Consider the following 25,694-nt stretch of genomic DNA (forward strand, 5'->3'; position numbering starts at 1 on the left):
CACATTAAACGCATCAAATCAACATGATGGTCCAACCGCGCACAGGTCTCATGAGCCCTCAGTCGACGGCGACGCCGAGGGCGGCGAGATCGCGGGCGAGTTGCTCGGGCGAGACGAATCGGACCGCCTGCATACCGATCGCGCGGGCGCCCTCGACGTTGGCCGGGACGTCGTCGATGAACAGGCAGGAGGCCGGGTCGAGGCCGTTGCGTTCGGTCAGCACCCGATAGATCGCCGGATCCGGTTTCAACAGCTTCTCGTGGGCGGAGACGACGATGTCGACGAAGTCGCCGAGGGTGGGGTAGCGGACGAGGACGTCGGCATATTTCTCGGCGGAGAAGTTGGTGATGGCGTAGAGCGGCACGCCGCGCGCCGCCAGCCGGTCGCGGATGGCGACGGTCTCCTCGATCAGGCCGGGCACCATCTCGTGCCAGCGCTCGTCCCAGGCGCGGATCTCGGTCTCCCATTCGGGGTGGAGCGCGACGCGCTCGGCGATACCCTCGGCGAAGGGGCGGCCGCGGTCCATCTCGCGGTTCCAGGCGTCGGCGACGATCTCCTCGATGAACCAGTCGCGTTTCGCCGGATCGGGGAAGAAGGTGTCGTAGAGGAGGCGGGGGTCGTAGCGCAACAGGACGTTGCCGAAGTCGAAGACGACGTTGGTGATCCGGGGCACGGCGGCCTCCCAGTAAGCGAATCGGCCCCGGGAGCGATCCCGAGGCCGAGAGATCATAGGTGGTCGCCGTGAAATGTCGCCGGTCACATGCGAGATCGGGACTTCGGATGCATGCATCCGAAGTCCGTCTCAGCGACCGCGCTTCAGCTCCGGGTGCATCACCTTGCCGAGCAGCTTGCTGTCGCGGCCGATGACGTGCTCGGTCGAGCCGACGATGAGCGGATCGGGGCCGGTGACGGTGCTCTTGTCCTTGTTGGGATAGGGCATGGTCGTCAGGAAGTGCTGCATGCAGTTGAGGCGGGCGCGCATCTTGTCGTTCGACTTGATGATCGTCCACGGCGCGTCGGCGGTGTCGGTGTAGAAGAACATCGCCTCCTTGGCCTCGGTGTAGTCGTCCCACTTGTCGAGCGAGGCGCGGTCGATCGGCGACAGCTTCCACTGCTTCAACGGGTCGTGCTCGCGGCTGTCGAAGCGGCGCTTCTGTTCCTCGCGGGTGACCGAGAACCAGTACTTCACCAGACGGATGCCGGAGCGGGTGAGCATGCGCTCGAACTCGGGGGCCTGGCGCATGAACTCGAGGTATTCGGTGGGCGAGCAGAAGCCCATGACACGCTCGACACCGGCGCGGTTGTACCAGGAGCGGTCGAACATCACGATCTCGCCGGCGGCCGGCAGATGGGCGATGTAGCGCTGGAAGTACCATTGGGTCTTCTCGCGCTCGGTCGGTTTCTGGAGGGCGACGACGCGAGCGGTCCGCGGATTGAGGTGCTCCATGTAGCGTTTGATGGTGCCGCCCTTGCCGGCGGCGTCGCGTCCCTCGAAGAGCATGATGATGCGTTCGCCGGTCTCCTCGACCCAGCGCTGGAGGCGCAACAACTCGCGCTGGAGCTCGAGCTTGTGCGCCTCGTAGACCTTGGTGCGCATCTTGGTCTTGTAGGGGTATTCGCCGCTCTCGAAGACGTGGGCGATCGCCTCCGGGTCGTGGCGCATCTCGGCGAGGAGATGGCGCGTGGCGCCGCCGTCCTGCTTGGGCGCCTTTTCGAGCTTCTTGAAGGCTTCCGGATCGGGGATGACCACGTCCTCGAGGCCGTCCTCGGCCGCCTCGGCGGGCTCGGTCGCCTCGACGGGCGCCGCGATGGTGACCGGCGTCTTGCGCGGGCGCGCGGGCCTCGAAGGTCTCACCGGTTTCGGGGTGGGTTCGGCCGTCGCGGGCGCGGCGGCCGTGGCTGGGCTCGGTTGTTCGACGGCGTCTTCCACTCGCGTGATCTCGGTCATGTCCACCCCTCTGGTTCGCGCACGGCGACACGTCCGTCGTCGCGAATGAGAGGAGCCGCCTGTTCTGGACCGGAATCCGTCACTTTCGCGCCCACGGCGCACCGTTCGATGGCGAACCATAATCGACGCTCGTTTCGCTTTCCTTGAGGCGCGTCAAAATCATGGCCGTGATCACAGAACGTTCCGCGACGTCGCTCGCCCCGGGCGTGGCGAGCGACGTCGGGGGTGGACCACGAGGCGGGAGACGTTATGCTCGCCTCCTCAGACGTTCGTCGAAGAGACGTAAGGAGGAAACACGATGCTCTCGAAGATCCGCTTCGCCGCGTTCGCGGCGGCGGCCGTGTCGGTCGCCACTCTCGCCGCCCCAGCTCGCGCCGACGGCTTCGTCAACGTCCTCACCGGCGGCACCTCGGGGGTCTACTATCCGCTCGGCGTGGCGCTGACCCAGATCTACGGGGCGGGCATTCCCGGCGTGAAGACCCAGGTCCAGGCGACCAAGGCGTCGGTCGAGAACCTCAACCTGTTGCAGCAGGGCCGCGGCGAGATCGCCTTCGCGCTCGGCGATTCGGTGCGCGACGCCTGGGAGGGCAACACCGAGGTCGGCTTCAAGGCGAAGCTCGACAAGCTGCGCGGCATCGCCGCCATCTATCCGAACTACATCCAGATCGTGGCGCTCAAGTCGAGCGGCGTGACCAAGTTCACCGATCTCAAGGGCAAGAGCCTGTCGGTCGGCGCGCCCAAGTCGGGCACCGAGCTCAACGCCCGCGCCATCTTCGGCGCTCACGGCATGAAATACGCCGACCTCGGCAAGACCGAATATCTGCCCTTCGCCGAGTCGGTCGACCTGATGAAGAACCGCCAGCTCGACGCGACGCTGCAGTCGGCCGGCCTCGGCGTCGCCTCGATCCGCGACCTCTCGACCTCGGTGGAGACGACGATCGTGGCGGTGGATGCGGAGACGGTGAAGAAGATCGGTGCGCCTTATGTGCCCGTGACCATTCCGGCCGGTACCTATCAGGGCCAGAGCGAACCGGTTCCGACCGCGGCGGTGGTGAACTTCCTCGTCACCCACGCCGGGGTTCCGGACGAGACGGTCTATCAGATGACCAAGCTCACCTTCGAGAACCTCGACAAGCTGGTCGCCGCCCACGGTGCGGCCAAGAACATCAAGCTCGAGACGGCGCTCGACGGCATGCCGGTGCCGCTGCATCCGGGTGCGGCGCGCTACTTCAAGGAGAAGGGGCTCCTCAAGTGAGGCCCGTCGGGCGAGCCGGCGTCGCCGGCTCGCGCCGGGTGGATCGCTCCTCCGGCTCCGACGCTCTCCGTCGCACGCGATCTCGGTGAGCCCCCTCTTCCTTCCCCCTTCGCGGGGGAAGGTGGCCCGCAGGGCCGGGCGAGGGATGCCGCGTGGGCGGCGTCGGGCCGAGACCACGACCGCCGGCGATCGGATCGGGGAGAGTTCCAGCCCCCTCATCCGGCCTTCGGCCACCTTCTCCCGCAAGGGGAGAAGAGGAGATCGCGGCGGCATCCGGCCCGATTTCGACGGTCCCTCGAATGCCTTCGCCTCCGCCCGTACCGCCCGTGACCCCGCTCCATCGAGATCCGACGATGACCGCGACGACCAGTTCCCCGAGTGCCCTCGACAGCTTCGAACACGGCTTTCCGACCGGGTTCGGCAAGGGAGCGATGGCGCTCGTCGCCTTCTCCATCGCGCTCGTCTTCTCCACCTTCCAGATCTTCGTCTCGGCCTGGCCGATCCTGCCGTCGCTGGCGATCCGCGGCATCCACGTCGGGTTCCTGCTGCTGCTCTCCTTCGGGCTGATCGCCAATTTCCGGTCGCGCTCGCGCTTCGAACTGATGACGGGGTGGGCGCTCGGCGTCATCGGTTTCGGCATCGGCCTCTATCAGTGGATCGAGCACGACGCGCTGATCCTCAGGGCCGGTGACCTCGACACCCGCGACGTGGTCGTCGGGGTGGCGCTGATCGTCCTGGTGTTCGAGGCCTGTCGCCGTCTGATGGGGCCGGCGCTGCCGATCATGTGCGGCATCTGCCTCGTCTATGCCTTCGGCGGCCAGTGGTTTCCCGAGCCGCTGACCACCCGCGGCTACGGCTTCTCGCAGGTGATCGACCAGATGTCCTTCGGCACCGAAGGCATCTACGGCGTACCCGTCAACGTCTCGGCCACCTACATCTTCCTGTTCATCCTGTTCGGCTCGTTCCTCGAGAAGGCCGGGATGATCCATCTCTTCACCGACGTGTCGCTCGGCCTGTTCGGCAAGGCGCGCGGCGGTCCGGCCAAGGTGGCGGTGTTCTCCTCCGGCCTGATGGGGACGATCTCCGGATCGGGCGTCGCCAACGTCGTCACCGTCGGCCAGTTCACCATCCCGTTGATGATCCGCTTCGGTTATCGCCGCGCCTTCGCGGCGGGCGTCGAGGCGACGGCGTCGATGGGCGGGCAGATCATGCCGCCGGTGATGGGGGCGGCCGCCTTCATCATGGCCGAAACGCTCGACGTGCCCTATTCGGCGGTGGTCACCGCCGCGGTGCTGCCGGCGATCCTCTATTTCGCCTCGGCCTATTGGATGGTGCATCTCGAGGCCGGCAAGCACGGGCTCTCGGGCATGACCGAAGTGCCGAGCGCGCTCGCCGCGCTGAAGGCGCGTTGGTATCTGGCGCTGCCGCTCGCGGCGCTGATCTTCATGCTGTTCCACGGCTTCACGCCGCTCTTCGCCGGCACTCTCGGTCTGGCGCTGACCGTCGTGCTGATCCTCGGCGCCGGCGCTTCGGCCGGGCTGCCGGCGACGTGGATGCGGGCGGTGTTCTGGATCGGCCTCGGTCTCGTGACGGCGAGCTTCCTGAAGTTCGGCATGATGCCGGTGGTCGGCGCGATCGTCGTCCTGGCGGTGGTGCTGCTCTTCGTCCGCGGCGGGCGCGAGACGCTTCTCCTTTGCCGCGACAGTTTCGCCGACAGCGCCAAGACGGCGCTCTCGGTCGGCATCGCCTGCGCCATCGTCGGCACGATCATCGGCACCTTCACGCTGACCGGCCTCGGCACCACCTTCGGCACATGGGTCGTCGGCATCGGCAAGTCGAGCCTGTTCCTGTCGCTGATCCTCACCATGGTGCTGTCGATCATCCTCGGCACCGGCATCCCGACCATCCCGACCTACATCATCGTCGCGGCGCTCGCCGCACCGGCGATGGCCTCGCTCGGCGTGCCGCTGATCGTCGCCCACATGTTCGCCTTCTACTTCGGCATCATGGCGGACCTGTCGCCGCCGGTGGCACTGGCCGCGCTCGCCGCCGCGCCGATCGCCCGCGAGAAGCCGGACAAGATCGGCCTCGAGGCGATGCGCATCGCCGGCGCCGGCTACGTCATCCCCTACGCCGCCGTCTATGCGCCGGCCCTGATGATGCAGTCGGGCGACCCGATGGCGGTGCATCTCGGCTTCTGGGGGGCGGTGGTCTTCGCCTTCGTCAAGACGGCGATCGCCATGGGTCTGTTCGGCGCCGGCCTCATCGGTTGGCTGTTCGGACCGCTGGCGTTGTGGGAACGCGGGGGCATGCTGGTCGCCGCCGTGGCGATCGTCGGGCGCTTCGAGTGGAGCGATCCGATCGGCCTCGGCGCCGGGGCGGCGCTGGTGGCGCTGCACTGGTGGCGGTCGCGCGGCGCGGCCGTCTCGGCGAGCGGATGAGCGCGATCTGCCTCGCCGCCGCCGGGGTGAGCGTGCGTCTGGCGACGGTCGTCACCCTGGTCTGGACCCATTCGATCGAGAAGGTCGATTGGCGCGAGACCTGGCGGGCGACGCCGGCCGGGCTCGAACTGGTCGAAGCGCGGACCAAGGGATCGGGCGCCGGGATGGAGCCCGGCGACGACGCGCGGCTCGAGGACGGCTGGTGGGTGTGGCATCCCGAACGGCCGGCGGCGGAGGAGGTCCATCTCGCCCGGTCGGGCGCGACCGCCGACTGGCGGCTGTGCGTCGAGGAGACATGCCGTACGGCGGAAGCGATCCTCGGTCGGCCGATGGACGGAGAGGCGGTCCGGCTCGCCCCGTGTGACTGAAACACGGCGGCGACCGACAACTTGTCGTGTCTTCGACGCATTCGGCTGCTTGTCTCGACCCCGGTCGGCGGGCCATGCTGTCGGGGGCGAAGCGAGGCGAGAGATGGCGAGCGGATACGAATCACATCGGATGTCGAGCCCCCAGGTGTTCCTGTGGCGGATGGTCATCTTCCTGGTGATCGCCGGCTTCGTCGCCCTGATCCTGCAGAAGCAGATCCTCTTCGCCTTCTGGGCCAACCCGGGCCTCAACGGCTTCATCCTGTTCGTGCTGGCGCTCGGCATCCTGTTGGCGTTGCGTCAGGTGACGCGGCTCTTTCCCGAGGTGCGCTGGGCCAACGCCTTCCGCCGCCGCGAACCGGATTTCGACGCCGATCTCCGGCCGCGGCTGCTCGGCCCGATGGCGTCGCTGCTCGGTGACCGCGGCGTCGCCGGCATTTCGCCGGAGGTGATGCGCTCGATCCTCGATTCGATCGGCATGCGCCTCGACGAGACCCGTGACATCACCAAGTACATCGGCGGCACGCTGGTGTTCCTCGGCCTGCTCGGCACGTTCACCGGCCTCTCCGAGACGGTGTCGTCGGTGAGCGACACGCTGAAATCGCTCAACGTCGGGGCGACCGACATCGGCGCGGTGTTCGAGGATCTGAAGACCGGCCTCGCCAAGCCGCTCGGCGGCATGGGCGTCGCCTTCTCGTCGTCGCTGTTCGGTCTCGCCGGCTCGCTGGTCATCGGCTTCCTCGACCTGCAGGCGTCGCAGGCGCAGAACCGCTTCTACAACGAACTCGAGGACTGGCTGTCGACCGAGGCCGAGGTCGATCTCGAGGACGAAGGGGCGAGCGGGCGCGGCATCGCCGAACAGCTGCGCGCCTCGGTCGACCGCCTCACCCGCGTCGCCCAGGAGGGCGGTGGCGGCAGCCGCAACACCTCGGCGGCGTTGGTCGATCTGTCGGAGTCCCTGCGTGGTCTCGTCGCTCACGTCCGCAGCGAGCAGGCGCAGGTGCGCGGCTGGATCGAGACGCAGGAGGAGGAGAACCGGCGGACTCGCATCGCACTCGAGACCATCGCCGCGGCGCTCACGCCGCGTGACCGAGAGCCTCCGCACGACCGGACGGGGGCGTGACCGCGATGCGCCTCGCCCGCCGCCGCCGCGAAGGTTCGATCGACTACTGGCCGGGCTTCGTCGACGCCCTGTCGACCCTGTTGATGGTCATCATCTTCCTGTTGTCGGTGTTCATGCTGGCGCAGTTCTTCCTGTCGCGCGAGATCACCGGCAAGGACACGGCTCTCGCCAAGCTCAATCGCCAGATCGCCGAACTCACCCAACTCCTGTCCCTGGAGCGCGCCGGCAAGGCGGACGGCGACGACCAGATCGCCCGATTGAAGGCGGGTCTCGACGCGGCCGAGGGCGAGAAGGGACGCCTGTTAAGCCTTCTGGCGGCGCGCGACGGTCAGGCGGCGGCGAGCGGCGGGGCGGCGGCCACGGCGGGTCTGGCGCTCGATGCGGAGAAGCGGATCTCGGCCCAGGCGCTGGCCCAGGTCGAATTGCTCAATCAGCAGATCTCGGCGCTGAGGCGTCAGATCGCGGCGCTCGAACAGGCGCTGGAGGCGACCGAGAGCCGCGACAAGGAGAGCCAGACCAAGATCGCCGATCTCGGCAAACGCCTCAATCTGGCGCTGGCGCAACGGGTTCAGGAGTTGCAGCAGTATCGCTCCGACTTCTTCGGGCGGCTGAAGGAGATCCTCGGCAACCGGCCGGGCATCCGGGTGGTGGGCGACCGCTTCGTCTTCCAGTCGGAGGTGCTCTTCCCCGTCGGCTCCGACCAGATCGACGAGGCGGGCAACGCTGCGGTCGATCGGCTCGCCGCCGCGGTGGTCGACCTCGAGCGCGAGATCCCGCCGGAGGTGGCCTGGACGCTGCGCATCGACGGCCACACCGACAGCCGGCCGATCGCGCCGGGTGGTCGCTTCAAGTCGAACTGGGAGCTTTCGGCGGCGCGCGCCATCGCGGTGGTTCGCCGGCTGATCGAGGGCGGTGTGTCGCCGAAACATCTGGTCGCCGCCGGTTTCGGCGAGTTCCAGCCGGTGGAGGAGGGGGCGACCGAAGAGGTCTACGGCCGCAACCGGCGCATCGAGATCCGGCTCACCGACCGGTGAGCCGAACGAGGACGTCTCTCCCATGAGCGAGCCGACGAATACCGACCCGGTGCCGACGAGTTCCGATCCGCGGCGCCGTCTCGCCGACATGGTCGATCTCGTGCCGGCGCACCTGCCCGAGGTCACCGACCTGTGGGTGGCGTCGTGGCAACGGACGCTGCCGTCGATCGACTTCGAAGCCCGGCGGGCGTGGCTCGTCGATCATCTCGACGCGGCGACGGCGAAAGGCGCGGCGGTGCGGCTGGCGATGACGGCCACCGGCGACGTCGGCGGCTTCGTCCTGATCGACCCGGCGACCGGCTATCTCGACCAGATCGCGGTCCATCCGGATCTGTGGGGGGCGGGGATCGCCGAAGCGTTGATCGTGGAGGCGCGGCGGCTGTCGCCGGAAAAGATCGTCCTCGACGTCAACGCCGACAATCCGCGCGCGGTCGCCTTCTATGTCCGGCAGGGGTTCCGCGAGATCGGCCGCGGCACCAACCCGCGCTCGGGGTTGGCGACGCTGAAACTCGAATGGCGGCGGGACGCGGCCGGCGAGGGCTGATACCGAGCCCATGAAGTTCCGACCTGTTCAGAACTTCATGGGCGATGGCAAGCCCGAACGGGCGTCGGCCGGTCAGGCCGTAACGCTGATGAATTTCGGACGAGTCCGAAATTCATCAGCCCAGTATGAGATCGACCCGGCTCCTCAAACGAGAACGGCGGGCTCGCGCCCGCCGTCGGTCTTTTCACGGTCGTCGCGGCGCCTCAGGCGGCGCAGCGCTTGAAGAGGTCGTCCAGCGCCTGCAGGCGGCTGTTCATCGACTCGTTCATCGCATGGGCGACGGGGATGGCGGCGATGCCGATGCGCTTGCCGGTCACCAGGGCAACGGAGATCTCGCCACCGTCGTCGTCGACCGCGACGGAGCGGACCGACGGCAGGTCGGAGACCATGGCGGCGATCAGATTGGTCATTTCGGCGACGGTCAGGCGAGCCTTGCCGATGAGTTCGTCGGGATGGACACGTTGCCCGGCATACATGATCGAGATACCTCGGGAATTCGCCGCACCTTCACAGCGAAGGTCGTTCGGCTTTGAATCGAATGTTATCGACCGGACGTTGCTCGAGCCTTAACTCGCGCCTCTCCGGCCACGGCAAGTCGGCGCCCTCGATTCCGATGGTGAAGATTCGGTGTGGACCCGCCGAAGCGGGACGAATACCGGTCTTCGACCCCTCGGTCGGTTCGGCGCCACCGCCGCGATGGCACAGATGGGGATCGCTCGTGGCTTTTTTCGGGCCGCATCCCGCGGCGCGAGAAATATCTCTTCGCAGTGCACAAGTCCACGCGCCCCGGTCATGCGATGCGGCATGGCTGGGACGCGCCGAACGCGTGGTCGTCGTCATTCGATCATCATGGGTCGGGCGAGGGGCGTTTCGGAACGCTCGTATACGGAACGTTAAGGTTTCCGGTCCATCATCGAAGTATCCGGGAAACCGGATCCGAGTGACACCCGTCATTCTGTTCGACGCCTCCCTGTAGACTTCCGCCGAGCCGCGCCCCCGCGCGGCTCTCTTTTTTGCGAAGTCGGTCGACGTGAGAGCGGACGTTAACCCGCTCATGATATTCGTCATGGTGAGAGAGTGCCGAAAGCGGCCGTGGCGGCACGGACGCCGAGCGGCGGGACGCCGCATCGGGGTGCATGGACCCGCGGCGCGTCCCATGCGACGATTTCGACCAGGAGGCCGGCCGAGATGAACCACGAGACCACCCGAGACGGCGACGAGGCTCGCGGCGAGACCATCGACTTCGCCGCGCGGTTCACCGGATCGGAGACGTTCCGCACGCTGTTCCGCGAAGGCATGCAGCTGGTGGAAGAGACCGCCTCCTATCTCGACGGGCCGGGGCGGTCGGAATCGCGCGGGTTGTCGCGGGCGGCGTCGCTGATCTACGCCACCGAGTCGATGCGGCTCACCACCCGGCTGATGCAGCTCGCCTCCTGGCTGCTCCTGCAGCGGGCGGTGAACGAAGGCGAGATGACGCAGGAACAGGCCGGTCTGGAAAAATCCAAGGTGCGGATCGACGGGCCGTCGTCGAGCCAGGGTGGCCCGGGCTGGGACGAGGTGCCGGAGATGCTCCGGGAACTGGTCGGCCGGTCGCAGCGGTTGCAGCAGCGTATCCGCCGTCTCGACGATGCGATCTACGCCGAGGAGAGCGCGGCGCCCGAGGTCCCGGCGCCCAATCCGGTCGGCGAACAGCTCGGCCTGCTCAATCGCGCCTTCGGGTCGGACGACTGATACCAAAGGCCGGAGGTGCCGACGCACCCGGCCTTCGAAGGAACGCGAATATCTCATTCGCATCCGGGGCATGAGAAATTCGCGTCGGGAATACCATCGGCCATTTTCAATGGCCGATGGTATGATCGTCCGCGAACCCTCCGCTCCGCAAGACGATGTGAACGCCGCCTGCGCCCCCCGCGCCGGCGGCGTCTTCGTCTCTCACGCTTCGCGTGGTCCGGCGAAGCGACGGACGAGGCGGCCGTCGAGGGTGGCGAGGCCGGCGCCGATCAGCACCACGCCGACGAGATGCTGGGGCGCCAGCCGCTCGGCGAGGAACAGCCAGCCGAGCAGAATGGCGCTCGGCGGGATGAGGAAGGTGACCAGCATGGTGTTGGTCGGTCCGACCGTGGTGGTCAGGCGGAAGAACAGGATGTAGGCGACCGCGGTGGAGAGCAGCGCCAGTCCGGCCACGGCGGCGACGGCGGTGGCGCCGGGGGCGGCGTGCTGCCAAGGCGGGTCGAGGAGGAGCACCGCCGGGGTCAGCACCAGGCTCGAGCAGGTGAGTTGCCCGGCGGCGGTGGCGATCGGCGGGCGACCGCGGAAGCGGCGGCTCCACAGCGCCGAGAAGCCGTAGGAGAGTGCTGCTCCGAGACAGGCGAGTTCGGCGAGGAGATGGTCGCCGAGGCCGGAGAGGGCGTCGACGCCGACCAGAACCGCCACCCCGACGAAGGCGACGGCGACGCCGGCCGACTTGAGCGGCGTCGCCTTGTCGTCGGTGGTGAAGAGGTGGGCGACGATGACGCCGAAGATCGGCGTCGTGGCATTGAGGATCGAGGCGAGGCCGGCGCCGATGGTCCGCTGTCCCCAGACGATGAGAACGAAGGGGACGATGTTGTTGAGGAGGCCCATGACCAGATAGTCGCGCCAGGCGCGGCGGTCGCGGGGCATCTCGGTGCCGGTCAGGCGGGCGACGAGGAGGAGGACGAGCGCGGCGACGACGACGCGGCCGAGCACCACCGTCAGGGTCGGGATCTCGGCCACCGCGACACGGATGAACAGGAACGATCCGCCCCACAGGAGCGACAGGGTGAGGAGCATTCCCCAGGCGGCGGCGGGCATGTCGCGTCTCCGATGATCTCGGGGCGGGAGAATGGAGCGGCCGCGGCTCCGGCGCCACCCGGTTTTCGACCGCGTGCGCCGGGGCGCCGGGGGCGCATCAGCGCCTCTGGGCGAGGACGATGCCGGACATGACCAGGACGAGGCCGACACCCTGATACCAGCCGACGCTTTCGCCGAGGAAGGCCACCGCCATGGCGGCGCCGAAGACCGGGTTGAGATTGATGAAGACGCCGGCGCGCCCGGGGCCGATCAGTTCGACGCCGCGGATGAAGAAGATCTGAGCGAGGAACGACGGGAAGATCGCCACGTAGGCGGTGATCGCCCAACCGGTCGCCGTCGGCCAATGGAAGGGCAGCACCGCCGCTTCGACGGCGAGCAGGGGGAGCGAGGTGACGAAGGCGATCCCCGCCATGGCGGTGAAGAAGGAGAGCGAGGAGACCCGCGGGCGTTCTTCGAGGCCGATGGTGTAGATCGCGTAGCCGATGGTGGCGCCGAGCATGAAGATGTCGCCGAGATTGAAGGCGAGGCTGCGCGCCACCGCGAGGTCGCCGCGGATCGCCACCAGGGCGACGCCGGCGAGCGCCGCGACGATGCCTACGCCCTGCAACGGTCGGATCGGCCGGTCGCGCACCACCCAGGCCATGGTGAAGACGAAGAGCGGGAACGACCCCTGGATGATCGACATGTTGGCGCCGGTGGTGAAATGCGCCGCGGCGTAGAAGAAGGCGGTGAAGGCGGTATAGCCGGTGACGCCGAGCACCAGCAGGAACCACGGCCGGCCGCGCATCGCCGGCCAGTCGGCGGCGAAGCCGCGGCGATTGAGAACGGCGAGTGCGGCGAAGACCAAACCCCAACGCAGGACGACGAGCTGCATCGGCAGAATCTCGCCGACGGCGAGACGGCCGGCGACGATGTTGCCCGCCCACTGCAGCGCGGCGAGCGACAGAAGCACATAGGGGCGGTCGAAGAACCGCCGCGTCGAAGTGGGAGCGTCGCCCGTCATGGTTCCGATCCGGTGGAGGGCGGAAGAGATCCGAGGCGAGGCGGATTGTAAAGGCGCCGTCGCGAGGGGGAGCCCTCCCGGAGGTGGAGCGCGGGGTCAGCAGGCCAGATAGATGGTCCGCGTCTCCGCCTTGTCGGCGCTGCGAGGGTCGCCGGCGGCGGAGGTCTGGGCGGCGACGACGCGATTGCGGCCCGAGGTCTTGGCGGCGTAGAGGGCGACGTCGGCGTTCTTCAGCAGTTGGTCGACCGATTGGCCGGCGGCATGTTCGGCGACTCCGAGCGAGCAGGTCACCGACAGCACCGTTCCCGGCACCTCGATGCGGGTCGCTTCGATGTCCACCCGGAGGCGCTCGGCCTCGTGGTAGGCGTCGAGCAGGTCCCAGCCGTCGAGGAGGACGGCGAACTCCTCGCCGCCGAGGCGAGCGGGGCTGCCGGTGCGACGGCGAATCACGTCGGCGACGGCCTTGAGGACGATGTCGCCGGCGTCGTGACCCCAGGTGTCGTTGACCCGCTTGAAGTGATCGATGTCGAACATCACCACCGACAGTGGCGCCCCGTCACGGCCGCGCAGGGCGGCCTCGCCGGCGCGATCGAAGAAGGCGCGGCGGTTGGGAAGCTCGGTGAGGGCGTCGATGGTGGCCATGCGCACCAGTTCGCGCTGGGCGCGGGTCATGCGTTCGGCGGCGCGCAGGCGGGCGAAGAGTTCGGTCGGCACCGGCGGTTTGGTGATGAAGTCGTCGGCGCCGGAGTCGAGCGCCTCGATCAGGCGGTCGCGGTCGTGCGAGGACGACATGGCGACGACGTAGATCGGATGGCGCGACGTGGCGATGAGCCGCGCTTCCCAGCACAGCTCGAGGCCGGAGACACCCGGCACCTCGAAGGAGGTGAGCAACACGTCGACGCTCTCGTCGCCGCGCAGACATTCGAGCGCCGCGTTGCCGTCGGTGAACGGCAGCACCTCGTGCCCACCGTCGGTGAGCATCTTGGCCATCAGTTTCAGCCCGATCCGACTCGGATCCGCCAACACGATGCGCATGTGCGCCCTTCCGGGGAAAGCGGCCGCGACCGCTGCCGAGATGTCACGAACGCCGGGGTCCGGACGACGTCCCGACCATGGCCTCGATCGTAGTTAAGGGGAGGTGTGTTACCGATCCGTTGACGAATTCCGCGCATTTCTTCCGAGTGCGACACGGGGGCTCGCGGCGCCCGTCGCGGCCGCGGAATCCGCATCCGGCTCGACGGGGTGAGACTTGCGATGCAAGGGATCGCCCGGGGTCGCGCCCGCGGGGGAATGCGTCTATAGTCCGCGCGCCGAGCGGGACGGGCGATGCTCCCGACGCTTCGGCACGAGTGGACGAAAGAGGCGCCCGGCGCCGGCTCGCCCCGCTCCGGAGAGCCGGAGAGGAGGGGGAGCGGCTCGGGGTGACCGTCGGGCGGATATCCGGGGTCGACCGGAACAGGAAAGGGCGAGATGGCCAACGTCGTAGTCGTCGGGTCGCAGTGGGGCGACGAGGGTAAGGGCAAGATCGTCGACTGGTTGAGCGAGCGCGCCGACGTGGTGGTGCGCTTCCAGGGCGGCCACAACGCCGGCCATACGCTGGTCATCGACGACGTGTCCTACAAGCTGTCGCTGCTGCCCTCCGGCGTGGTTCGCCCGGGCAAGCTCGGCGTCATCGGCAACGGCGTGGTGCTCGATCCTCATGCGCTCGTCGCCGAGATGGGCCGCCTCGCCGACCAGGGCGTGACGGTGAGCCCGGAGACGCTGCGTATCGCCGAGAACTGCACGCTCATCCTGTCGGTGCATCGCGAGCTCGATCAGGCGCGCGAATCGTCGAATTCGGGCACCAAGATCGGCACCACCGGCCGCGGCATCGGCCCGGCCTACGAGGACAAGGTCGGCCGTCGCGCCATCCGCCTCACCGATCTCGCCGATCCGTCGACGCTGCCGATGAAGATCGAGCGGTTGCTCGCCCATCACAACGCCCTGCGGCGCGGCCTCGGCCAGCCGGAAGTGGCGGCGGCGACGCTCATCGCCGAACTCGAGGCGGTGGCGTCGAAGGTCCTGCCCTACATGGACGTCACTTGGCGGCTGCTCGAGGAGCGCCGGCGCGCCGGCGACCGCATCCTGTTCGAGGGCGCGCAGGGGGCGCTGCTCGACATCGATCACGGCACCTATCCCTTCGTCACCTCGTCCAACACGGTTTCGGGTCAGGCGGCGCCCGGCTCGGGGCTCGGACCCGGCGCCATCGGCTACGTGCTCGGTATCACCAAGGCCTATACGACGCGCGTCGGCGAAGGACCGTTCCCGACCGAGCTGAAGGACGAGATCGGCGACTTCCTCGGCACTCGCGGCCACGAGTTCGGCACGGTGACCGGGCGCAAGCGGCGCTGCGGCTGGTTCGATGCGGTGCTGGTGCGCCAGACCGTGCAGGTCTCCGGCATCGACGGCATCGCGCTGACCAAGCTCGACGTGCTCGACGGCCTCGACGAGATCAAGGTCTGTGTGAAGTATCGCCTCGACGGTCGTGAAATCGACCATTTCCCGGCTTCTCAGTCCGAGCAGGCGCGGGTCGAGCCGATCTACGAGACCATCGAGGGTTGGAAGGATTCGACCCGCGGGGCGCGCAGTTGGGCCGATCTGCCGGCGCAGGCGGTCAAATACGTGCGTCGCGTCGAGGAACTGATCGGTACGCCGGTGGCGATGTTGTCGACCTCGCCGGAGCGCGAGGACACCATCCTCGTCCAGGATCCGTTCCAGGATTGAGGGCGGCGCCGAATCGGGAATGCCGCGCGGAGGGAGGTTCCGTTTTCCGCGCGGTCTGGTTACGGTCGAGGGCGGCGCGGTCTCGCGCCGTTCGACCGGTGGAGCGTGGACCGGATGAATTGCGGTCCGGCGGCTCGATCCGGAAGGTGGCGGTCCTTTCGGGCGGGTCTCTCAGAGGCGGGTGATGGCTGACTATCATGCGATCCTGAAACGGGCGATCACGGCCCTGCCTTCGCCGACCGGCGAGGCGCGGCGCGCGGTCTACGAGAAGGCGCGCACGGCCCTCGTCAATCAGCTGAAGTCCTTCGAACCGCCGCTCGCCGCCTCGGAGATCACCCAGCAGCGGCTGCAGCTCGAAGACGCCATCCGCAAGGTCGAATCGGAAGCCGCCAAAGGTCTGCTGCGCCAACCGCACGTCGCGGCTCCGCCGCCGCCGGTCGCCGCCGCACCCCAGCCGCCCGCCGCCGCACCGCAGCCGCCGTCCCCGGCTCCTTCCTCGACGCCCGCCGCTCCGGCGGAGCGACCGGCCGCGGCCGAACCGGTCGCCCGTCCGCCGGTCGCACCTCCGCCGGCATCGCCGGTTGAAGCGGTGCCGCCGGGAACGATGGTGACGCCGCCGCGGGCCGAACCTGCGGAACCGGTGCCGCCGCGCGCCGCCTCGACGGGGGTTCTCAAGCGCGCCGTCGACGAAGCCGGTCAACTCGGTGGCGCGACGGCCGAACTCGGCCGGCAGGCCCGGGACGTTCTCGGCGAGGCCGGTCCCGCGACCGCCGCTCCGCCGGCCTTCGGGCGTGAGGCGCAGGCCGCGCCGCGCAAGGCGGAGAAGGAGAAGCGGCGTCGTCGGCGCCAGGAGGCGGTGACCGGTGAGGCGCCGACCTCGCGGCTGCCGCTGGTGGTCGGCATCGGTGCGGCCATTCTGGTGGTCGGCATCGGCATCGTGGCGTTGTGGTCTCAGCGGGAGGCGATCTCGGCCTTCTTCGGCGGGACCAAGGCGCCGATCGTCGACATGGCCCAGCGCCAGAACACCGAGAAGTTGGCGCCCAAGGCGAACGACCGGCTGGCCTCCGACGAGGGCGCGGGGCGTCCCGCCAATCCGGTGAAGCCGGTTCCGACCCAGACGATTTCGCCGACGACCGCGGCGCCGCAGTTGCAGTCGTCGATGGCGGCCGGCGAGGAGCCGAAGCCGGCGCCGCCGAAGCAGCAGGCCGTGCCGCTCGTCGCCCAGAAGGCCATTCTCTACGAAGAAGGCAAGGCGGGTGGCGGGCAGGCCCAGATTTCGCCGGGCAAGGTGGTGTGGAGCGTCGTTTCCGATCCCACCGATCCGAAGGCGGGGGCGGTGAAGCTCGAAGCCAAGGTCGAGATCCCGGATCGCGGCTTCGCCATGACGCTGCAGATGCGGCCGAACAACGACACCTCGTTCCCGGCGAGTCATCTGATCGAGCTCCGCTTCACGGTGCCGCAGGGTTTCGACGGCAAGGCGGTCGCCAACGTGCCGGGCCTGATCATGAAGCTGACCGAGCAGGCGCGCGGCGATCCGCTCGCCGGCGCCGCCGCCAAGGTCGCCGACAACTACTTCTGGGTGGCGTTGGGTGCGCCCGAACAGGACCGCACCCGCAATCTCAAGATGATCAAGGAACGCGGCTGGATCGACGTGCCGATCCTCTACGAGAACAGCCGAAGGGCGATCCTCACCCTCGAAAAGGCGGGCGCCGGCGATCAGGCCGTCACCGACGTTCTCACCGCCTGGGGACAGAACGACTGACGCGTCGTTCGCCGCTTCGAAGTCCGCGTCCGCGTAGCGAGAGGACATTGACATGAGCGCCGTTCGACCGGTCCGACGCCGGACGATCCGGGACATCCGCACCGCCAAGGGCGGCACGCCGATCGTCTGCCTCACCGCCCATTCCGCGCCCGTCGCCGGGATCCTCGACGGCCACTGCGACCTGATCCTGGTCGGCGACAGCCTCGGCATGGTGGTCTACGGCTTCCAGAGCACCCTGCCGGTGACGCTCGACATGATGATCGCCCACGGCGCGGCGGTGGTGCGCGGCTCGGCCCGCGCCGTCGTCGTCGTCGACATGCCCTTCGCCACCTATCACGAGAGCCCCGAGCAGGCGTTCCGTAACGCCGCGCGGGTGATGATCGAGACCGGTGCGCAGGCGGTGAAGCTCGAGGGCGGGGTGGAGATGGCGCCGACCATCCGCTTTCTCACCGAGCGCGGCGTGCCGGTGATGGCCCACATCGGCCTGTTGCCGCAGTCGGTCAACGCCCAGGGCGGCTATCGCACCCAGGGCCGCGACGCCGACGCGGCGCGCCGTCTGGTCGAGGATGCCCGGGCGGTGGAGGCGGCGGGGGCCTTCTGCGTGGTGATCGAGGGGACGGTCGAGGCGGTCGCGCGCGACATCACGGAGGCGATCGCGATCCCGACCATCGGCATCGGCGCGTCGGTCGCCTGCGACGGGCAGGTGCTGGTCACCGACGATCTCGTCGGCCTCTTCGCCGAGTTCACGCCGAAGTTCGTCCGCCGTTACGGCGAGGTCGGCCAAGCGATCGAAGCGGCGGTCACGGCTTACGCCGACGACGTCCGCGCCCGTCGCTTCCCCGGCCCCGAGCACGTGGTCGGCTGACCTTTTCCGTGGGCTTGCGAAACCGTCGCGGATCCGTCATGGTTCCCGCGTTCCGAGGGGTGTTCTCGTCCGAGAACTGAGATGCCGTACGTCGCGGCGAACCCTTCGAACCTGATCCGGGTCATGCCGGCGAAGGGACGGGACTTCTCATGACCGCCGTCGCACGTCTCACCGGATCTCCTCGTCGTCTCGCGCCCGATGCGGCGCGACCGTGGAGATCGCCATGTCGCCCCGACTGACCCGGCCGCCGCGCGGCCCGGCGGCGTCGACCGGCCGCGTCTTCCTCGGTTTCGTCACGACCTTCGTCACCGTCGCCGCGGCGATCGTCGGCGTGTGGTGGGCGCTGGTGGCGGTCACCGCGCCGCCCCCCTTCCTGCTGCCCGGACCCGACCGGGTGGCGAGCGCCTTCGTCGCCCGCTTCCCGGAGATCATGGCCAATGCGGCGGTCACCGGCGGCGAGATCCTGGCGGGTCTGGCGCTCGGCGTTCTTCTCGGCATCGCCACGGCGCTTCTCACCGGGCTGGTGCCGTGGACGGCGCGGCTGGTGCAGCCGGCGGTGGTCGTGTTGCAGGCGCTGCCGGTCTTCGCCATCGCCCCGGTCCTGGTGCTGTGGCTCGGCTTCGGCCTCGCCTCGAAGATCGTCATGGCGGCAATCGTCATCTTCTTCCCCGTCGCTTCGGCGCTTTCCGACGCCGTCTCGCGCGCCGATCCGGGGCTCCTCGATCTCGCCCGGCTGCACCACGCGACGACGGCGCAGACCTTCCGCTTCATCCGCCTGCCCGGCGCCGTGCCCGGCCTCGTCTCGGGTCTCCGGATGGCGGCGACGCTCGCCCCGATCGGGGCGATCATCGGCGAATGGGTCGGCGCCTCGAGCGGCCTCGGGCTGATGATGATGCATGCCAACGCGCGCATGCAGACCGACGTGATGTTCGCCGCCCTGGTCGTGGTGGCGGCCATGGCGTTGGCGCTGCGTCTCGCCGTCGACCTCCTCACTCGCCGCTGGGCGCCATGGGCGCCCGAGAGCGGCGGTTCCCTCCTCTGACACCTCTCCCCGACAGAACCACGAAACGGACAGTCTCCTCATGAAACGCCTTCTCGCCTCCGCCGCTCTCGCGCTTCTTCTCTCGGTGGCCCCGGCCGCCGCCGCCGACAAGATGACGGTGCTGCTCGACTGGTTCCTCAATCCCGACCACGCGCCGCTGGTCGTGGCGCGCGACAAGGGGATGTTCGAGGCCGAGGGTCTCGACGTCGAACTGATCGCGCCGGCCGATCCGTCGGCGCCGCCGCGGCTCGTCGCCGCGGGACAGGCGGACGTCGCCGTCTCCTATCAACCGCAACTGAACCTGGCGGTGAAGGAGGGGCTGCCGCTCGTGCGCTTCGCCACGCTGGTGGAGACGCCGCTCAACACCGTGATCGCCCTCGACGGCGGGCCGGTGAAGAGCCTCGCCGATCTGAAGGGCAAGAAGATCGGCTTCTCGGTCGGCGGTTTCGAGGACGCCATCCTCGGTTCGATGCTGGCGACCGCAGGGCTGAAGCTCTCCGACGTCACGCTGATCAACGTCAACTTCGCCCTCACCGCGGCGCTGGTGTCGGGGCAGGTCGACGCCGTGGTCGGCGGCTTCCGCAATTTCGAGGCGACCGAGCTCGAACTCGCCGGCAAGAAGGCGGTGACCTTCTATCCGGAGGAGAACGGCGTGCCGGCCTACGACGAGCTGATCTACGTCGCCGCCAAGGCGAAGATCGCCGACCCGCGGCTGCCCCGCTTCGTCGCGGCGGTGGAGGCGGCGACGTTGTGGATGAGCAATCATCCGGCCGAGGCCTGGGAGATCCTCAAGAAGGCCGACGCCAAGCTCGACGACGAACTCAACCGCCGCGCCTTCTTCGACACCTTGCCGCGCTTCGCCAAGCGTCCCGGCGCGCTCGACGTCGGCCGCACCGAACGGCTGGCGGCGTTCCTGAAGGAGCGCGGTCTCATCGACACGGTGCCTCCGGTCGCCGACTACGCGGTGAGCCTGCGCTGAGCGCAGCGCTGCGGGTCGCGAGCGCCGCCGTCGCCGCCGGCCGGTCGCGGCGAAGATCCGGAGAGGGGCGCCCGAAGGGGCGCCCCTCGCGGAAGGCGACGGGCCGTCTCGGGTCTCGGCTCGTAATCCTGCTTCCCTCGTAGACTTCGCATTTTAGTAAAAATCTCATCGATGTTCACAATATGAAATCGCCAAGCGTTAGTATGTTTCTGCGGCGTTTCGGTTCTCGTTTCGCTTACATATAATCTCTGCCGTGCGCATAACGAATCGTTTGCACTTGTAGAACCACAGTCGCCATCGAATGTCATCGGTAGAGTTGTGTGAGACTACTCGATCGATCGGGAGATGGTCCATGAACTGGTTCGAGCCGCTCGCAAACGTCGTCGAATCGCTGTCCGCGGCGGCGCAAGAAATCGTCGCCGACATCGCGGGGAGCACGACGCCTCTCTCCAGCGTTCTGTTGTCGGTGACGATCGGGACGGTAGGGCTCGGGACCGATTACGGCCTGTGGGTCTATTCGCACCAGAAGGCGCAAGAAGCGGCGGATTCCGCCGCGGTCAGCGCCGGGACGATTCTGTCCTCCGGTGCGCAGGATCGCATCTCCGGTCAGGCCAAGGCGGTGGCTGCGACCTACGGCTTCAGGAACGAGGCGGAGGGCCAGACGGTCACCGTCAACTGGCCGCCGTCTTCGGGCAAGTACAGCGGCAAGAGCTACGCGGTCGAGGTGATCGTGCAGCAGCAGGAGCCGCGCCTGTTCTCGGCGAGTTGGACCGACACGGCGCCCAAGGTGACGGGGCGGGCGGTCGCATTGGGCAACACCGGCGACGGTTGCGCCCTCGCCCTCAATCGGACGGTGAGCGGCGCGATCGCGGCGCAGGGTTCGACCAGCGTGGTGCTGAAGAACTGCAGCCTGATCGCCAATTCCGCCAGTTCCAGCGCGGTGTCCGGGAGTGGCTCGTCCACCGTCACGGCGCTGTCGGTCAACACCGTGGGCGACGTCTCCGGCGTGTCGCATTTCGACGTGAGCGCCGGCATCAACACCAGCCTCGCGCCGGTCGGCGATCCCTACGCGGCGCTGTCGCTGCCGAGCCTCGGCGCCTGTTCGGCGCACAACACGACGGTGAAGAACACGGCGACGCTCACGCCGGGCGTCTATTGCGGCGGTATCTCGGTCAACGCCGGCGCCACGGCGACGCTCGCCCCGGGCGTCTACTACATGGATCAGGGCTCGCTGACGGTGAACGGTGGCGGCACCCTGAACGGCGCGGGCGTGACGATCATCTTCACCTCGTCGACGAACAAGAACCATGCGACGGCGTCGCTCAACGGCGGCGCGAACATCAACCTGACCGCGCCCACCTCGGGCTGGACCGCCGGGCTCGTCATGATCGCCGACCGCAAGGCGCCGGTCGGCACCTCCTACAAGCTCAATGGCGGGGCGACGCAGAGCCTCGGCGGAACGGTCTATGTCCCGACCGGGGCGCTCACCTACGCCGGCGGCGCCGACGTCGCGGCGTCGTGCACCAAGCTGATCGGCGACACGATCACCTTCACCGGCAATTCGAACCTGGCGGTCGACTGCAGCACCTACCCGCTGAAGAACTTCGGCATCGTCAACGCGAAGCTCGGGGAGTGAGCCGATGGCGATCACTCGATTTCGTGCCGTCCGCGGAGGCGGGTCACGGGGGATGTCGCGGGGTTCGATCTTCGGCCGCGATCGTCGCGGCATCGCGGCGGTGGAATTCGCGCTGGTGGCGCCGTTCCTGATCGCGACGGCGGTCGGGCTGACCGACATCGGCTTCGGCCTCTATCGGGCGATGCAGGTCGACGACGCGGCGCATGCCGGCATGCGCTATGCGCTCGTCCACGGCTACGACGCCGGCGCGATCTCGACGCAGGTCGCCGCCGTCGACGGGTTCGCGATCACCGCTTCGCCGGCGCCGGAGCGCTACTGCGGTTGCCCGACGGCGAGCGGGGTCGATGCGGCGACCTGCGACACCTTCTGCCCGGACGGCTCGACCACGGGCGCTTACGTATCGGTTTCCGCCTCGGCGACCTACGTGCCGCCGATCTCCTTCCCGATGATCCCGGAGTCCTTCGCGCTTCGGTCGACCGCGGTCGCGAGGCTGCAATGAGATCGCCGGTGCGGCTCGGGCGCTGCGAGAGCGGCACCACGGCGGTGGAGTTCGCCATCACGGCACCGCTCTACCTGATGGTCGCCGTCGGGATCCTCCAACTCAGCCTCTATCTGTGGACCGTACTGGGGCTGAAGCACGCGGTGGACATGTCGGCGAGATGCGCCGGCATCGGCGCGGCGAGCTGCGTCGACGCGGCGTCGACCCAGAACTATGCGGTCACCCAGGCCTATGGCCTCTCCGTCGAGCCGACGCGCTTCGTGGTCGCAAAGGAGAGCTGCGGGCAATCGGTATCGATCACCTACGACTACACCGTCGAAATCCCGATGCTGTCGCCGATGAAGCTCCCGGTCGACGCGCGCTCGTGTGTTCCGGCCTATTGAGGGGCGTCGAACGGCGCCGAGCGAACAGAATCACGTATCCGTCCGGTTCCCCACGCGTGTCGCGAGCTTTCGCGCGCCGCGGCCTCCTTCGGAACCCCTCGATACTCAGCTTTTTCACGGATTTCGCCGAGGCGATACATATGAGTATATTCTAATCCGATATCTGGTCTCCATGCCGCTTTCGCGGGCCGAGACCAGATGTCCGACATCGACAGAACCAACGTCGGCAGGCGGTCACGTCGGAAGTATGTGACGTGTTTCGGATCGCCGCTTCGCCGAAGAGCAAGAGGGGGAGGATCATGAGCGAAGTACGCGCATCGAGATTGGTCTCCGTCGGATTGGCGGCGGCGATGAGCATTCTGGCGACTGCCGCGGTCGCGCAGCAGGCGGCTCCGTCCGCCGCCCCGGCAGCTGCACCGGCCGCTCCGGCGGCGCAGGCGCCGGCCCCGTATCCGGCCTATCCCTACGGTGGCTACCCGCCCTACTACGGCTACGGCCATCCCTATGGCGGCTATCCCTACGGGGGTCATCCCTATGGTGGTCCCGGCTGGGGTGGCTATCCTCCCTACGGCGGCTACGGCCATCCCTATTATGGTGGCTACGATCCCTATTGGGGCGGTCCGTGGGGTCGTCGTGGCGGTTGGGGCCGTCGCGGCTGGGGTCCGTGGGACGGTGGCTGGATGCCCTGGAACTGGTGATGACCGCCCCGGCGTGACGCCGGCGCCGTGGGGTCTCCGGTCGGCGTGAGAGCCGGTCGGAGGGGCTCGGTCTCGGAGCTTTCCCGGGGGCGGATGGTCGCGGCAAGAAGCCGAGAAGTCAGAGAACGAACAGCCGGGTGCCGAAGGATTTCGGCGCCCGGTTTCGCGTTTCGGAGGGGGGGGGCGCGAGGCGTGGTCGTTCGGTGGCGTGGGTCCCGGCGATCCGATGGGGCCCCGACCGCCCACCCGGCCCTGCGCACGGCTCGGGGCGTTCGTGGCTCGAAAACGTCCACCGGACGTTTTCGTTCGGCTTCGCCCATAGCGAAGCCGAACCGTCGCCCATCCGGCCCTGCGCTTGCGCTCCGGGCGCTCGTCGCTCGAAGAGGTCCACCGGACCTCATCGTCGTTCTTCGTCCGTCGGACGAAGAACGATCGCTCCTCACCCCTCGACCTTCAGCACCTGGATGAAGGCTTCCTGGGGGATCTCGACCTTGCCGAACTGACGCATCCGCTTCTTGCCCTCTTTCTGCTTGTCGAGGAGCTTGCGCTTGCGGGTGGCGTCGCCGCCGTAGCACTTGGCGGTGACGTCCTTCCTGAGCGCCCGGATGGTCTCGCGGGCGATGATCTTGCCGCCGATCGCCGCCTGGACCGGGATCTGGAACATGTGCGGCGGGATCACGTCCTTGAGCTTCTCGCAGATCGCCCGACCGCGGCTTTCGGCGCGGGTTCGGTGGACCAGCATCGACAGCGCATCGACCGGCTCGCCGTTGACCAGGATCTGCAGGCGCACGAGGTCGGAGGGGCGGTAGTCGGTGAGGTGATAGTCGAAGGAGGCGTAGCCCTTCGACACCGACTTCAGCCGGTCGTAGAAATCGAAGACCACCTCGTTGAGCGGCAGGTCGTAGACGACGAGGGCGCGCGAACCGGCGTAGGACAGGTCGGCCTGGATGCCGCGCTTGTCCTGGCAAAGCTTCAGCACCGAGCCGAGGTACTCGTCCGGCGTCATGATCGTCGCCCGGATCCAGGGCTCCTCGATCTCCTCGATGCGGGTGACCTCGGGCATGTCGATCGGGTTGTGCATCTCCAGCACGGTCCCGTCGCGCACCAGGATCTTGTAGACGACCGAGGGGGCGGTGGCGATCAGGTCGAGATTGAACTCGCGCTCGAGCCGCTCCTGGATGATCTCCAGGTGGAGGAGGCCGAGGAAGCCGCAGCGGAAGCCGAAGCCGAGGGCGGCCGAGGTCTCCATCTCGTAGGTGAAGGAGGCGTCGTTGAGGCGCAGCTTGCCCACCGCGGTCCTGAGGTCCTCGAAGTCGGCGGCGTCGACCGGGAAGAGACCGCAGAACACCACCGGCTGGGTCGGGCGGAAGCCGGGCAGTGCCTCGACGCAAGGCTTGCGCTCGTCGGTGATGGTGTCGCCGACGCGGGTGTCGGCGACCTCCTTGATCGAGGCGTTGATGAAGCCGATCTCGCCGGGGCCGAGCTCCTTGAGTTCGACCATCTTGGGCGTGAAGACGCCCATGCGCTCGACCTCGTAGGTGGCGCCGGCCTCCATCATGCGGATCTTCTGGCCCTTGCGCATGACGCCGTCGACGATGCGCACCAGAACGACGACGCCGAGATAGGTGTCGTACCAGCTGTCGACGAGCATCGCCTTCAGCGGAGCATCGATGTTGCCCTTCGGGGCGGGAAGCCGGGTGACGATCGCCTCCAGCACGTCGGGGATGCCGAGGCCGGTCTTGGCCGAGATCGGCACCGCGTCGGAGGCGTCGATGCCGATCACCTCTTCGATCTGCTCCTTGACCCGGTCGGTGTCCGCCGCCGGCAGGTCGACCTTGTTGAGGATGGGCACGATCTCGTGGTGGTTGTCGATCGCCTGATAGACGTTGGCGAGCGTCTGGGCCTCGACGCCCTGGGAGGCGTCGACGACGAGCAGCGAGCCCTCGCAGGCGGCGAGCGAGCGGGAGACCTCGTAGGCGAAGTCGACGTGGCCGGGAGTGTCCATGAGATTCAGGACATAGGTCTCGCCGTTCTTCGCCTTGTACTCCAGGCGGACGGTCTGGGCCTTGATGGTGATGCCGCGTTCGCGCTCGATCTCCATGTTGTCGAGCACCTGCTCGACCATCTCGCGGGTCTCGAGACCGCCGGTCATCTGAATGAGCCGGTCGGCCAACGTCGACTTGCCGTGGTCGATGTGGGCGATGATGGAGAAGTTGCGGATGTGGTCGAGGGGCGTCGTCATGGGCGAGGGAATAGCAGTGCGGCTCTGCGAAAGAAAGGCCGGATACGGGGGATTTCGCCGGGTCGCGATCGTCGTCCGATCGGGGACGCGAACGTGACGCCGGGGGACCCCGTCACGTCGGGGCAGCAAGCCCACTCTTTTCGCTTTGTATATTCACGTATCAGGATATTCTGATGGCGGCGGCGCCCATCCGCCGAGACGCGCGGCGGGCCACCGTGCGAGCGACCGAAGAAAGACGAGAACGGCGGACACGAGCCGCCCGAACACGACGGGAAGGAAA

Annotated in this window: 23 protein-coding genes and 1 riboswitch; of the genes, 16 read left to right on the top strand and 7 right to left on the bottom strand. The window is 68.2% G+C overall.

The window, feature by feature from the left end:
* Positions 1-58: 58 nt before the first annotated feature.
* Both V7Q42_RS09195 and ppk2 read right to left on the bottom strand, forming a co-directional pair.
* On the bottom strand, positions 59-673 hold the full coding sequence (locus V7Q42_RS09195) for an HAD family hydrolase (protein ID WP_333823706.1): 615 nt from the start codon (positions 671-673) through the stop codon (positions 59-61).
* 129 nt (positions 674-802) lie between these two features.
* The gene (ppk2, locus tag V7Q42_RS09200) at positions 803-1,948 is read right to left on the bottom strand and encodes a polyphosphate kinase 2 (RefSeq protein WP_333823707.1); all 1,146 of its coding nucleotides are present in this window, start codon (positions 1,946-1,948) and stop codon (positions 803-805) included.
* A 298-nt stretch (positions 1,949-2,246) separates the two neighbouring features.
* On the opposite strand from ppk2, the gene V7Q42_RS09205 reads away from it, so the two are divergent.
* The 6 genes from V7Q42_RS09205 (at position 2,247) to V7Q42_RS09230 (ending at position 8,710) form a co-directional block, all read left to right on the top strand.
* Positions 2,247-3,203 carry a TAXI family TRAP transporter solute-binding subunit gene (locus V7Q42_RS09205; RefSeq protein ID WP_333823708.1) on the top strand — a complete coding sequence of 319 codons (957 nt, stop codon included), beginning with the start codon at positions 2,247-2,249 and terminating at the stop codon, positions 3,201-3,203.
* Between the two features lie 353 nt (positions 3,204-3,556).
* Entirely contained in the window at positions 3,557-5,644 is a 2,088-nt protein-coding gene (locus tag V7Q42_RS09210) for a TRAP transporter permease (protein ID WP_333823709.1), read from the top strand.
* The gene (locus tag V7Q42_RS09215; RefSeq protein WP_333823710.1) at positions 5,641-6,012 is read left to right on the top strand and encodes a DUF1850 domain-containing protein; all 372 of its coding nucleotides are present in this window, start codon (positions 5,641-5,643) and stop codon (positions 6,010-6,012) included. The genes V7Q42_RS09210 and V7Q42_RS09215 overlap by 4 nt, the downstream gene beginning before the upstream one ends.
* Before the next feature lie 130 nt (positions 6,013-6,142).
* Entirely contained in the window at positions 6,143-7,132 is a 990-nt protein-coding gene (locus tag V7Q42_RS09220; RefSeq protein WP_333823711.1) for a flagellar motor protein MotA, read from the top strand.
* A gap of 5 nt (positions 7,133-7,137) precedes the next feature.
* A complete protein-coding gene (locus V7Q42_RS09225) occupies positions 7,138-8,166 on the top strand; it encodes a peptidoglycan -binding protein (protein WP_333823795.1) in 1,029 nt (342 codons plus the stop codon).
* A gap of 22 nt (positions 8,167-8,188) precedes the next feature.
* Entirely contained in the window at positions 8,189-8,710 is a 522-nt protein-coding gene (locus V7Q42_RS09230) for a GNAT family N-acetyltransferase (protein WP_333823713.1), read from the top strand.
* 203 nt (positions 8,711-8,913) lie between these two features.
* Here the strand turns inward: V7Q42_RS09230 and V7Q42_RS09235 are convergent, their stop codons facing one another.
* A complete protein-coding gene (locus V7Q42_RS09235) occupies positions 8,914-9,186 on the bottom strand; it encodes a hypothetical protein (protein ID WP_333823714.1) in 273 nt (90 codons plus the stop codon).
* Positions 9,187-9,898: 712 nt separating this feature from the next.
* Between V7Q42_RS09235 and rcdA the strand changes: the two genes are divergently transcribed.
* A complete protein-coding gene (rcdA, locus tag V7Q42_RS09240; RefSeq protein WP_333823715.1) occupies positions 9,899-10,441 on the top strand; it encodes a protease adaptor protein RcdA in 543 nt (180 codons plus the stop codon).
* A 201-nt stretch (positions 10,442-10,642) separates the two neighbouring features.
* On the opposite strand, the gene V7Q42_RS09245 is transcribed toward rcdA, so the two are convergent.
* The 3 genes from V7Q42_RS09245 to V7Q42_RS09255 form a co-directional block, all read right to left on the bottom strand.
* Complete coding sequence (locus V7Q42_RS09245; RefSeq protein ID WP_333823716.1) at positions 10,643-11,542, bottom strand: DMT family transporter; 900 nt, start codon at positions 11,540-11,542, stop codon at positions 10,643-10,645.
* A 97-nt stretch (positions 11,543-11,639) separates the two neighbouring features.
* The gene (locus V7Q42_RS09250) at positions 11,640-12,545 is read right to left on the bottom strand and encodes a DMT family transporter (protein WP_333823717.1); all 906 of its coding nucleotides are present in this window, start codon (positions 12,543-12,545) and stop codon (positions 11,640-11,642) included.
* Positions 12,546-12,641: 96 nt separating this feature from the next.
* Positions 12,642-13,580, bottom strand: a complete 939-nt coding sequence (locus V7Q42_RS09255; RefSeq protein WP_333823718.1) for a GGDEF domain-containing response regulator — start codon at positions 13,578-13,580, stop codon at positions 12,642-12,644.
* Between the two features lie 435 nt (positions 13,581-14,015).
* On the opposite strand from V7Q42_RS09255, the gene V7Q42_RS09260 reads away from it, so the two are divergent.
* The 9 genes from V7Q42_RS09260 (at position 14,016) to V7Q42_RS09300 (ending at position 23,172) form a co-directional block, all read left to right on the top strand.
* Positions 14,016-15,308 carry an adenylosuccinate synthase gene (locus V7Q42_RS09260; RefSeq protein ID WP_333823719.1) on the top strand — a complete coding sequence of 431 codons (1,293 nt, stop codon included), beginning with the start codon at positions 14,016-14,018 and terminating at the stop codon, positions 15,306-15,308.
* Between the two features lie 184 nt (positions 15,309-15,492).
* Positions 15,493-17,070: a hypothetical protein gene (locus tag V7Q42_RS09265; protein WP_333823720.1), complete on the top strand. Its 1,578-nt coding sequence runs from the start codon at positions 15,493-15,495 to the stop codon at positions 17,068-17,070.
* A gap of 52 nt (positions 17,071-17,122) precedes the next feature.
* Positions 17,123-17,935, top strand: coding sequence for a 3-methyl-2-oxobutanoate hydroxymethyltransferase (gene panB / locus V7Q42_RS09270; protein WP_333823721.1), 813 nt, complete (start codon positions 17,123-17,125; stop codon positions 17,933-17,935).
* Between the two features lie 45 nt (positions 17,936-17,980).
* Positions 17,981-18,090: riboswitch (TPP riboswitch) on the top strand.
* Between the two features lie 68 nt (positions 18,091-18,158).
* On the top strand, positions 18,159-18,977 hold the full coding sequence (locus tag V7Q42_RS09275; RefSeq protein WP_333823722.1) for an ABC transporter permease: 819 nt from the start codon (positions 18,159-18,161) through the stop codon (positions 18,975-18,977).
* Between the two features lie 40 nt (positions 18,978-19,017).
* Positions 19,018-19,956, top strand: coding sequence for an ABC transporter substrate-binding protein (locus V7Q42_RS09280; protein WP_333823723.1), 939 nt, complete (start codon positions 19,018-19,020; stop codon positions 19,954-19,956).
* Positions 19,957-20,308: 352 nt separating this feature from the next.
* Complete coding sequence (locus tag V7Q42_RS09285) at positions 20,309-21,592, top strand: pilus assembly protein TadG-related protein (protein ID WP_333823724.1); 1,284 nt, start codon at positions 20,309-20,311, stop codon at positions 21,590-21,592.
* 52 nt (positions 21,593-21,644) lie between these two features.
* On the top strand, positions 21,645-22,091 hold the full coding sequence (locus V7Q42_RS09290) for a TadE/TadG family type IV pilus assembly protein (protein ID WP_333823725.1): 447 nt from the start codon (positions 21,645-21,647) through the stop codon (positions 22,089-22,091).
* Positions 22,088-22,474, top strand: coding sequence for a TadE/TadG family type IV pilus assembly protein (locus tag V7Q42_RS09295; RefSeq protein WP_333823726.1), 387 nt, complete (start codon positions 22,088-22,090; stop codon positions 22,472-22,474). The genes V7Q42_RS09290 and V7Q42_RS09295 overlap by 4 nt, the downstream gene beginning before the upstream one ends.
* 299 nt (positions 22,475-22,773) lie before the next feature.
* Positions 22,774-23,172, top strand: coding sequence for a hypothetical protein (locus V7Q42_RS09300; RefSeq protein ID WP_333823727.1), 399 nt, complete (start codon positions 22,774-22,776; stop codon positions 23,170-23,172).
* Positions 23,173-23,611: 439 nt separating this feature from the next.
* Here V7Q42_RS09300 and lepA read toward each other — a convergent pair whose 3' ends face one another.
* Positions 23,612-25,414: a translation elongation factor 4 gene (lepA, locus tag V7Q42_RS09305; protein WP_333823728.1), complete on the bottom strand. Its 1,803-nt coding sequence runs from the start codon at positions 25,412-25,414 to the stop codon at positions 23,612-23,614.
* Between the last annotated feature and the right edge of the window lie 280 nt (positions 25,415-25,694).

It is taken from the genome of Pinisolibacter sp. (assembly GCF_036782435.1).
Taxonomy (GTDB): domain Bacteria; phylum Pseudomonadota; class Alphaproteobacteria; order Rhizobiales; family Ancalomicrobiaceae; genus CALBKH01.

Coding starts and splice junctions, on each gene's coding strand:
- V7Q42_RS09280 (WP_333823723.1), top strand. CDS start 19,018: ATGAAACGCCTTCTCGCCTCCGCCGCTCTCGCGCTTCTTCTCTCGGTG.
- V7Q42_RS09265 (WP_333823720.1), top strand. CDS start 15,493: ATGGCTGACTATCATGCGATCCTGAAACGGGCGATCACGGCCCTGCCT.
- V7Q42_RS09255 (WP_333823718.1), bottom strand. CDS start 13,580: ATGCGCATCGTGTTGGCGGATCCGAGTCGGATCGGGCTGAAACTGATG.
- V7Q42_RS09260 (WP_333823719.1), top strand. CDS start 14,016: ATGGCCAACGTCGTAGTCGTCGGGTCGCAGTGGGGCGACGAGGGTAAG.
- V7Q42_RS09295 (WP_333823726.1), top strand. CDS start 22,088: ATGAGATCGCCGGTGCGGCTCGGGCGCTGCGAGAGCGGCACCACGGCG.
- V7Q42_RS09205 (WP_333823708.1), top strand. CDS start 2,247: ATGCTCTCGAAGATCCGCTTCGCCGCGTTCGCGGCGGCGGCCGTGTCG.
- V7Q42_RS09300 (WP_333823727.1), top strand. CDS start 22,774: ATGAGCGAAGTACGCGCATCGAGATTGGTCTCCGTCGGATTGGCGGCG.
- rcdA (WP_333823715.1), top strand. CDS start 9,899: ATGAACCACGAGACCACCCGAGACGGCGACGAGGCTCGCGGCGAGACC.
- V7Q42_RS09210 (WP_333823709.1), top strand. CDS start 3,557: ATGACCGCGACGACCAGTTCCCCGAGTGCCCTCGACAGCTTCGAACAC.
- V7Q42_RS09235 (WP_333823714.1), bottom strand. CDS start 9,186: ATGTATGCCGGGCAACGTGTCCATCCCGACGAACTCATCGGCAAGGCT.
- V7Q42_RS09250 (WP_333823717.1), bottom strand. CDS start 12,545: ATGACGGGCGACGCTCCCACTTCGACGCGGCGGTTCTTCGACCGCCCC.
- lepA (WP_333823728.1), bottom strand. CDS start 25,414: ATGACGACGCCCCTCGACCACATCCGCAACTTCTCCATCATCGCCCAC.
- V7Q42_RS09275 (WP_333823722.1), top strand. CDS start 18,159: ATGTCGCCCCGACTGACCCGGCCGCCGCGCGGCCCGGCGGCGTCGACC.
- V7Q42_RS09225 (WP_333823795.1), top strand. CDS start 7,138: ATGCGCCTCGCCCGCCGCCGCCGCGAAGGTTCGATCGACTACTGGCCG.
- V7Q42_RS09230 (WP_333823713.1), top strand. CDS start 8,189: ATGAGCGAGCCGACGAATACCGACCCGGTGCCGACGAGTTCCGATCCG.
- V7Q42_RS09285 (WP_333823724.1), top strand. CDS start 20,309: ATGAACTGGTTCGAGCCGCTCGCAAACGTCGTCGAATCGCTGTCCGCG.
- V7Q42_RS09245 (WP_333823716.1), bottom strand. CDS start 11,542: ATGCCCGCCGCCGCCTGGGGAATGCTCCTCACCCTGTCGCTCCTGTGG.
- ppk2 (WP_333823707.1), bottom strand. CDS start 1,948: ATGACCGAGATCACGCGAGTGGAAGACGCCGTCGAACAACCGAGCCCA.
- V7Q42_RS09290 (WP_333823725.1), top strand. CDS start 21,645: ATGTCGCGGGGTTCGATCTTCGGCCGCGATCGTCGCGGCATCGCGGCG.
- V7Q42_RS09215 (WP_333823710.1), top strand. CDS start 5,641: ATGAGCGCGATCTGCCTCGCCGCCGCCGGGGTGAGCGTGCGTCTGGCG.
- V7Q42_RS09220 (WP_333823711.1), top strand. CDS start 6,143: ATGTCGAGCCCCCAGGTGTTCCTGTGGCGGATGGTCATCTTCCTGGTG.
- panB (WP_333823721.1), top strand. CDS start 17,123: ATGAGCGCCGTTCGACCGGTCCGACGCCGGACGATCCGGGACATCCGC.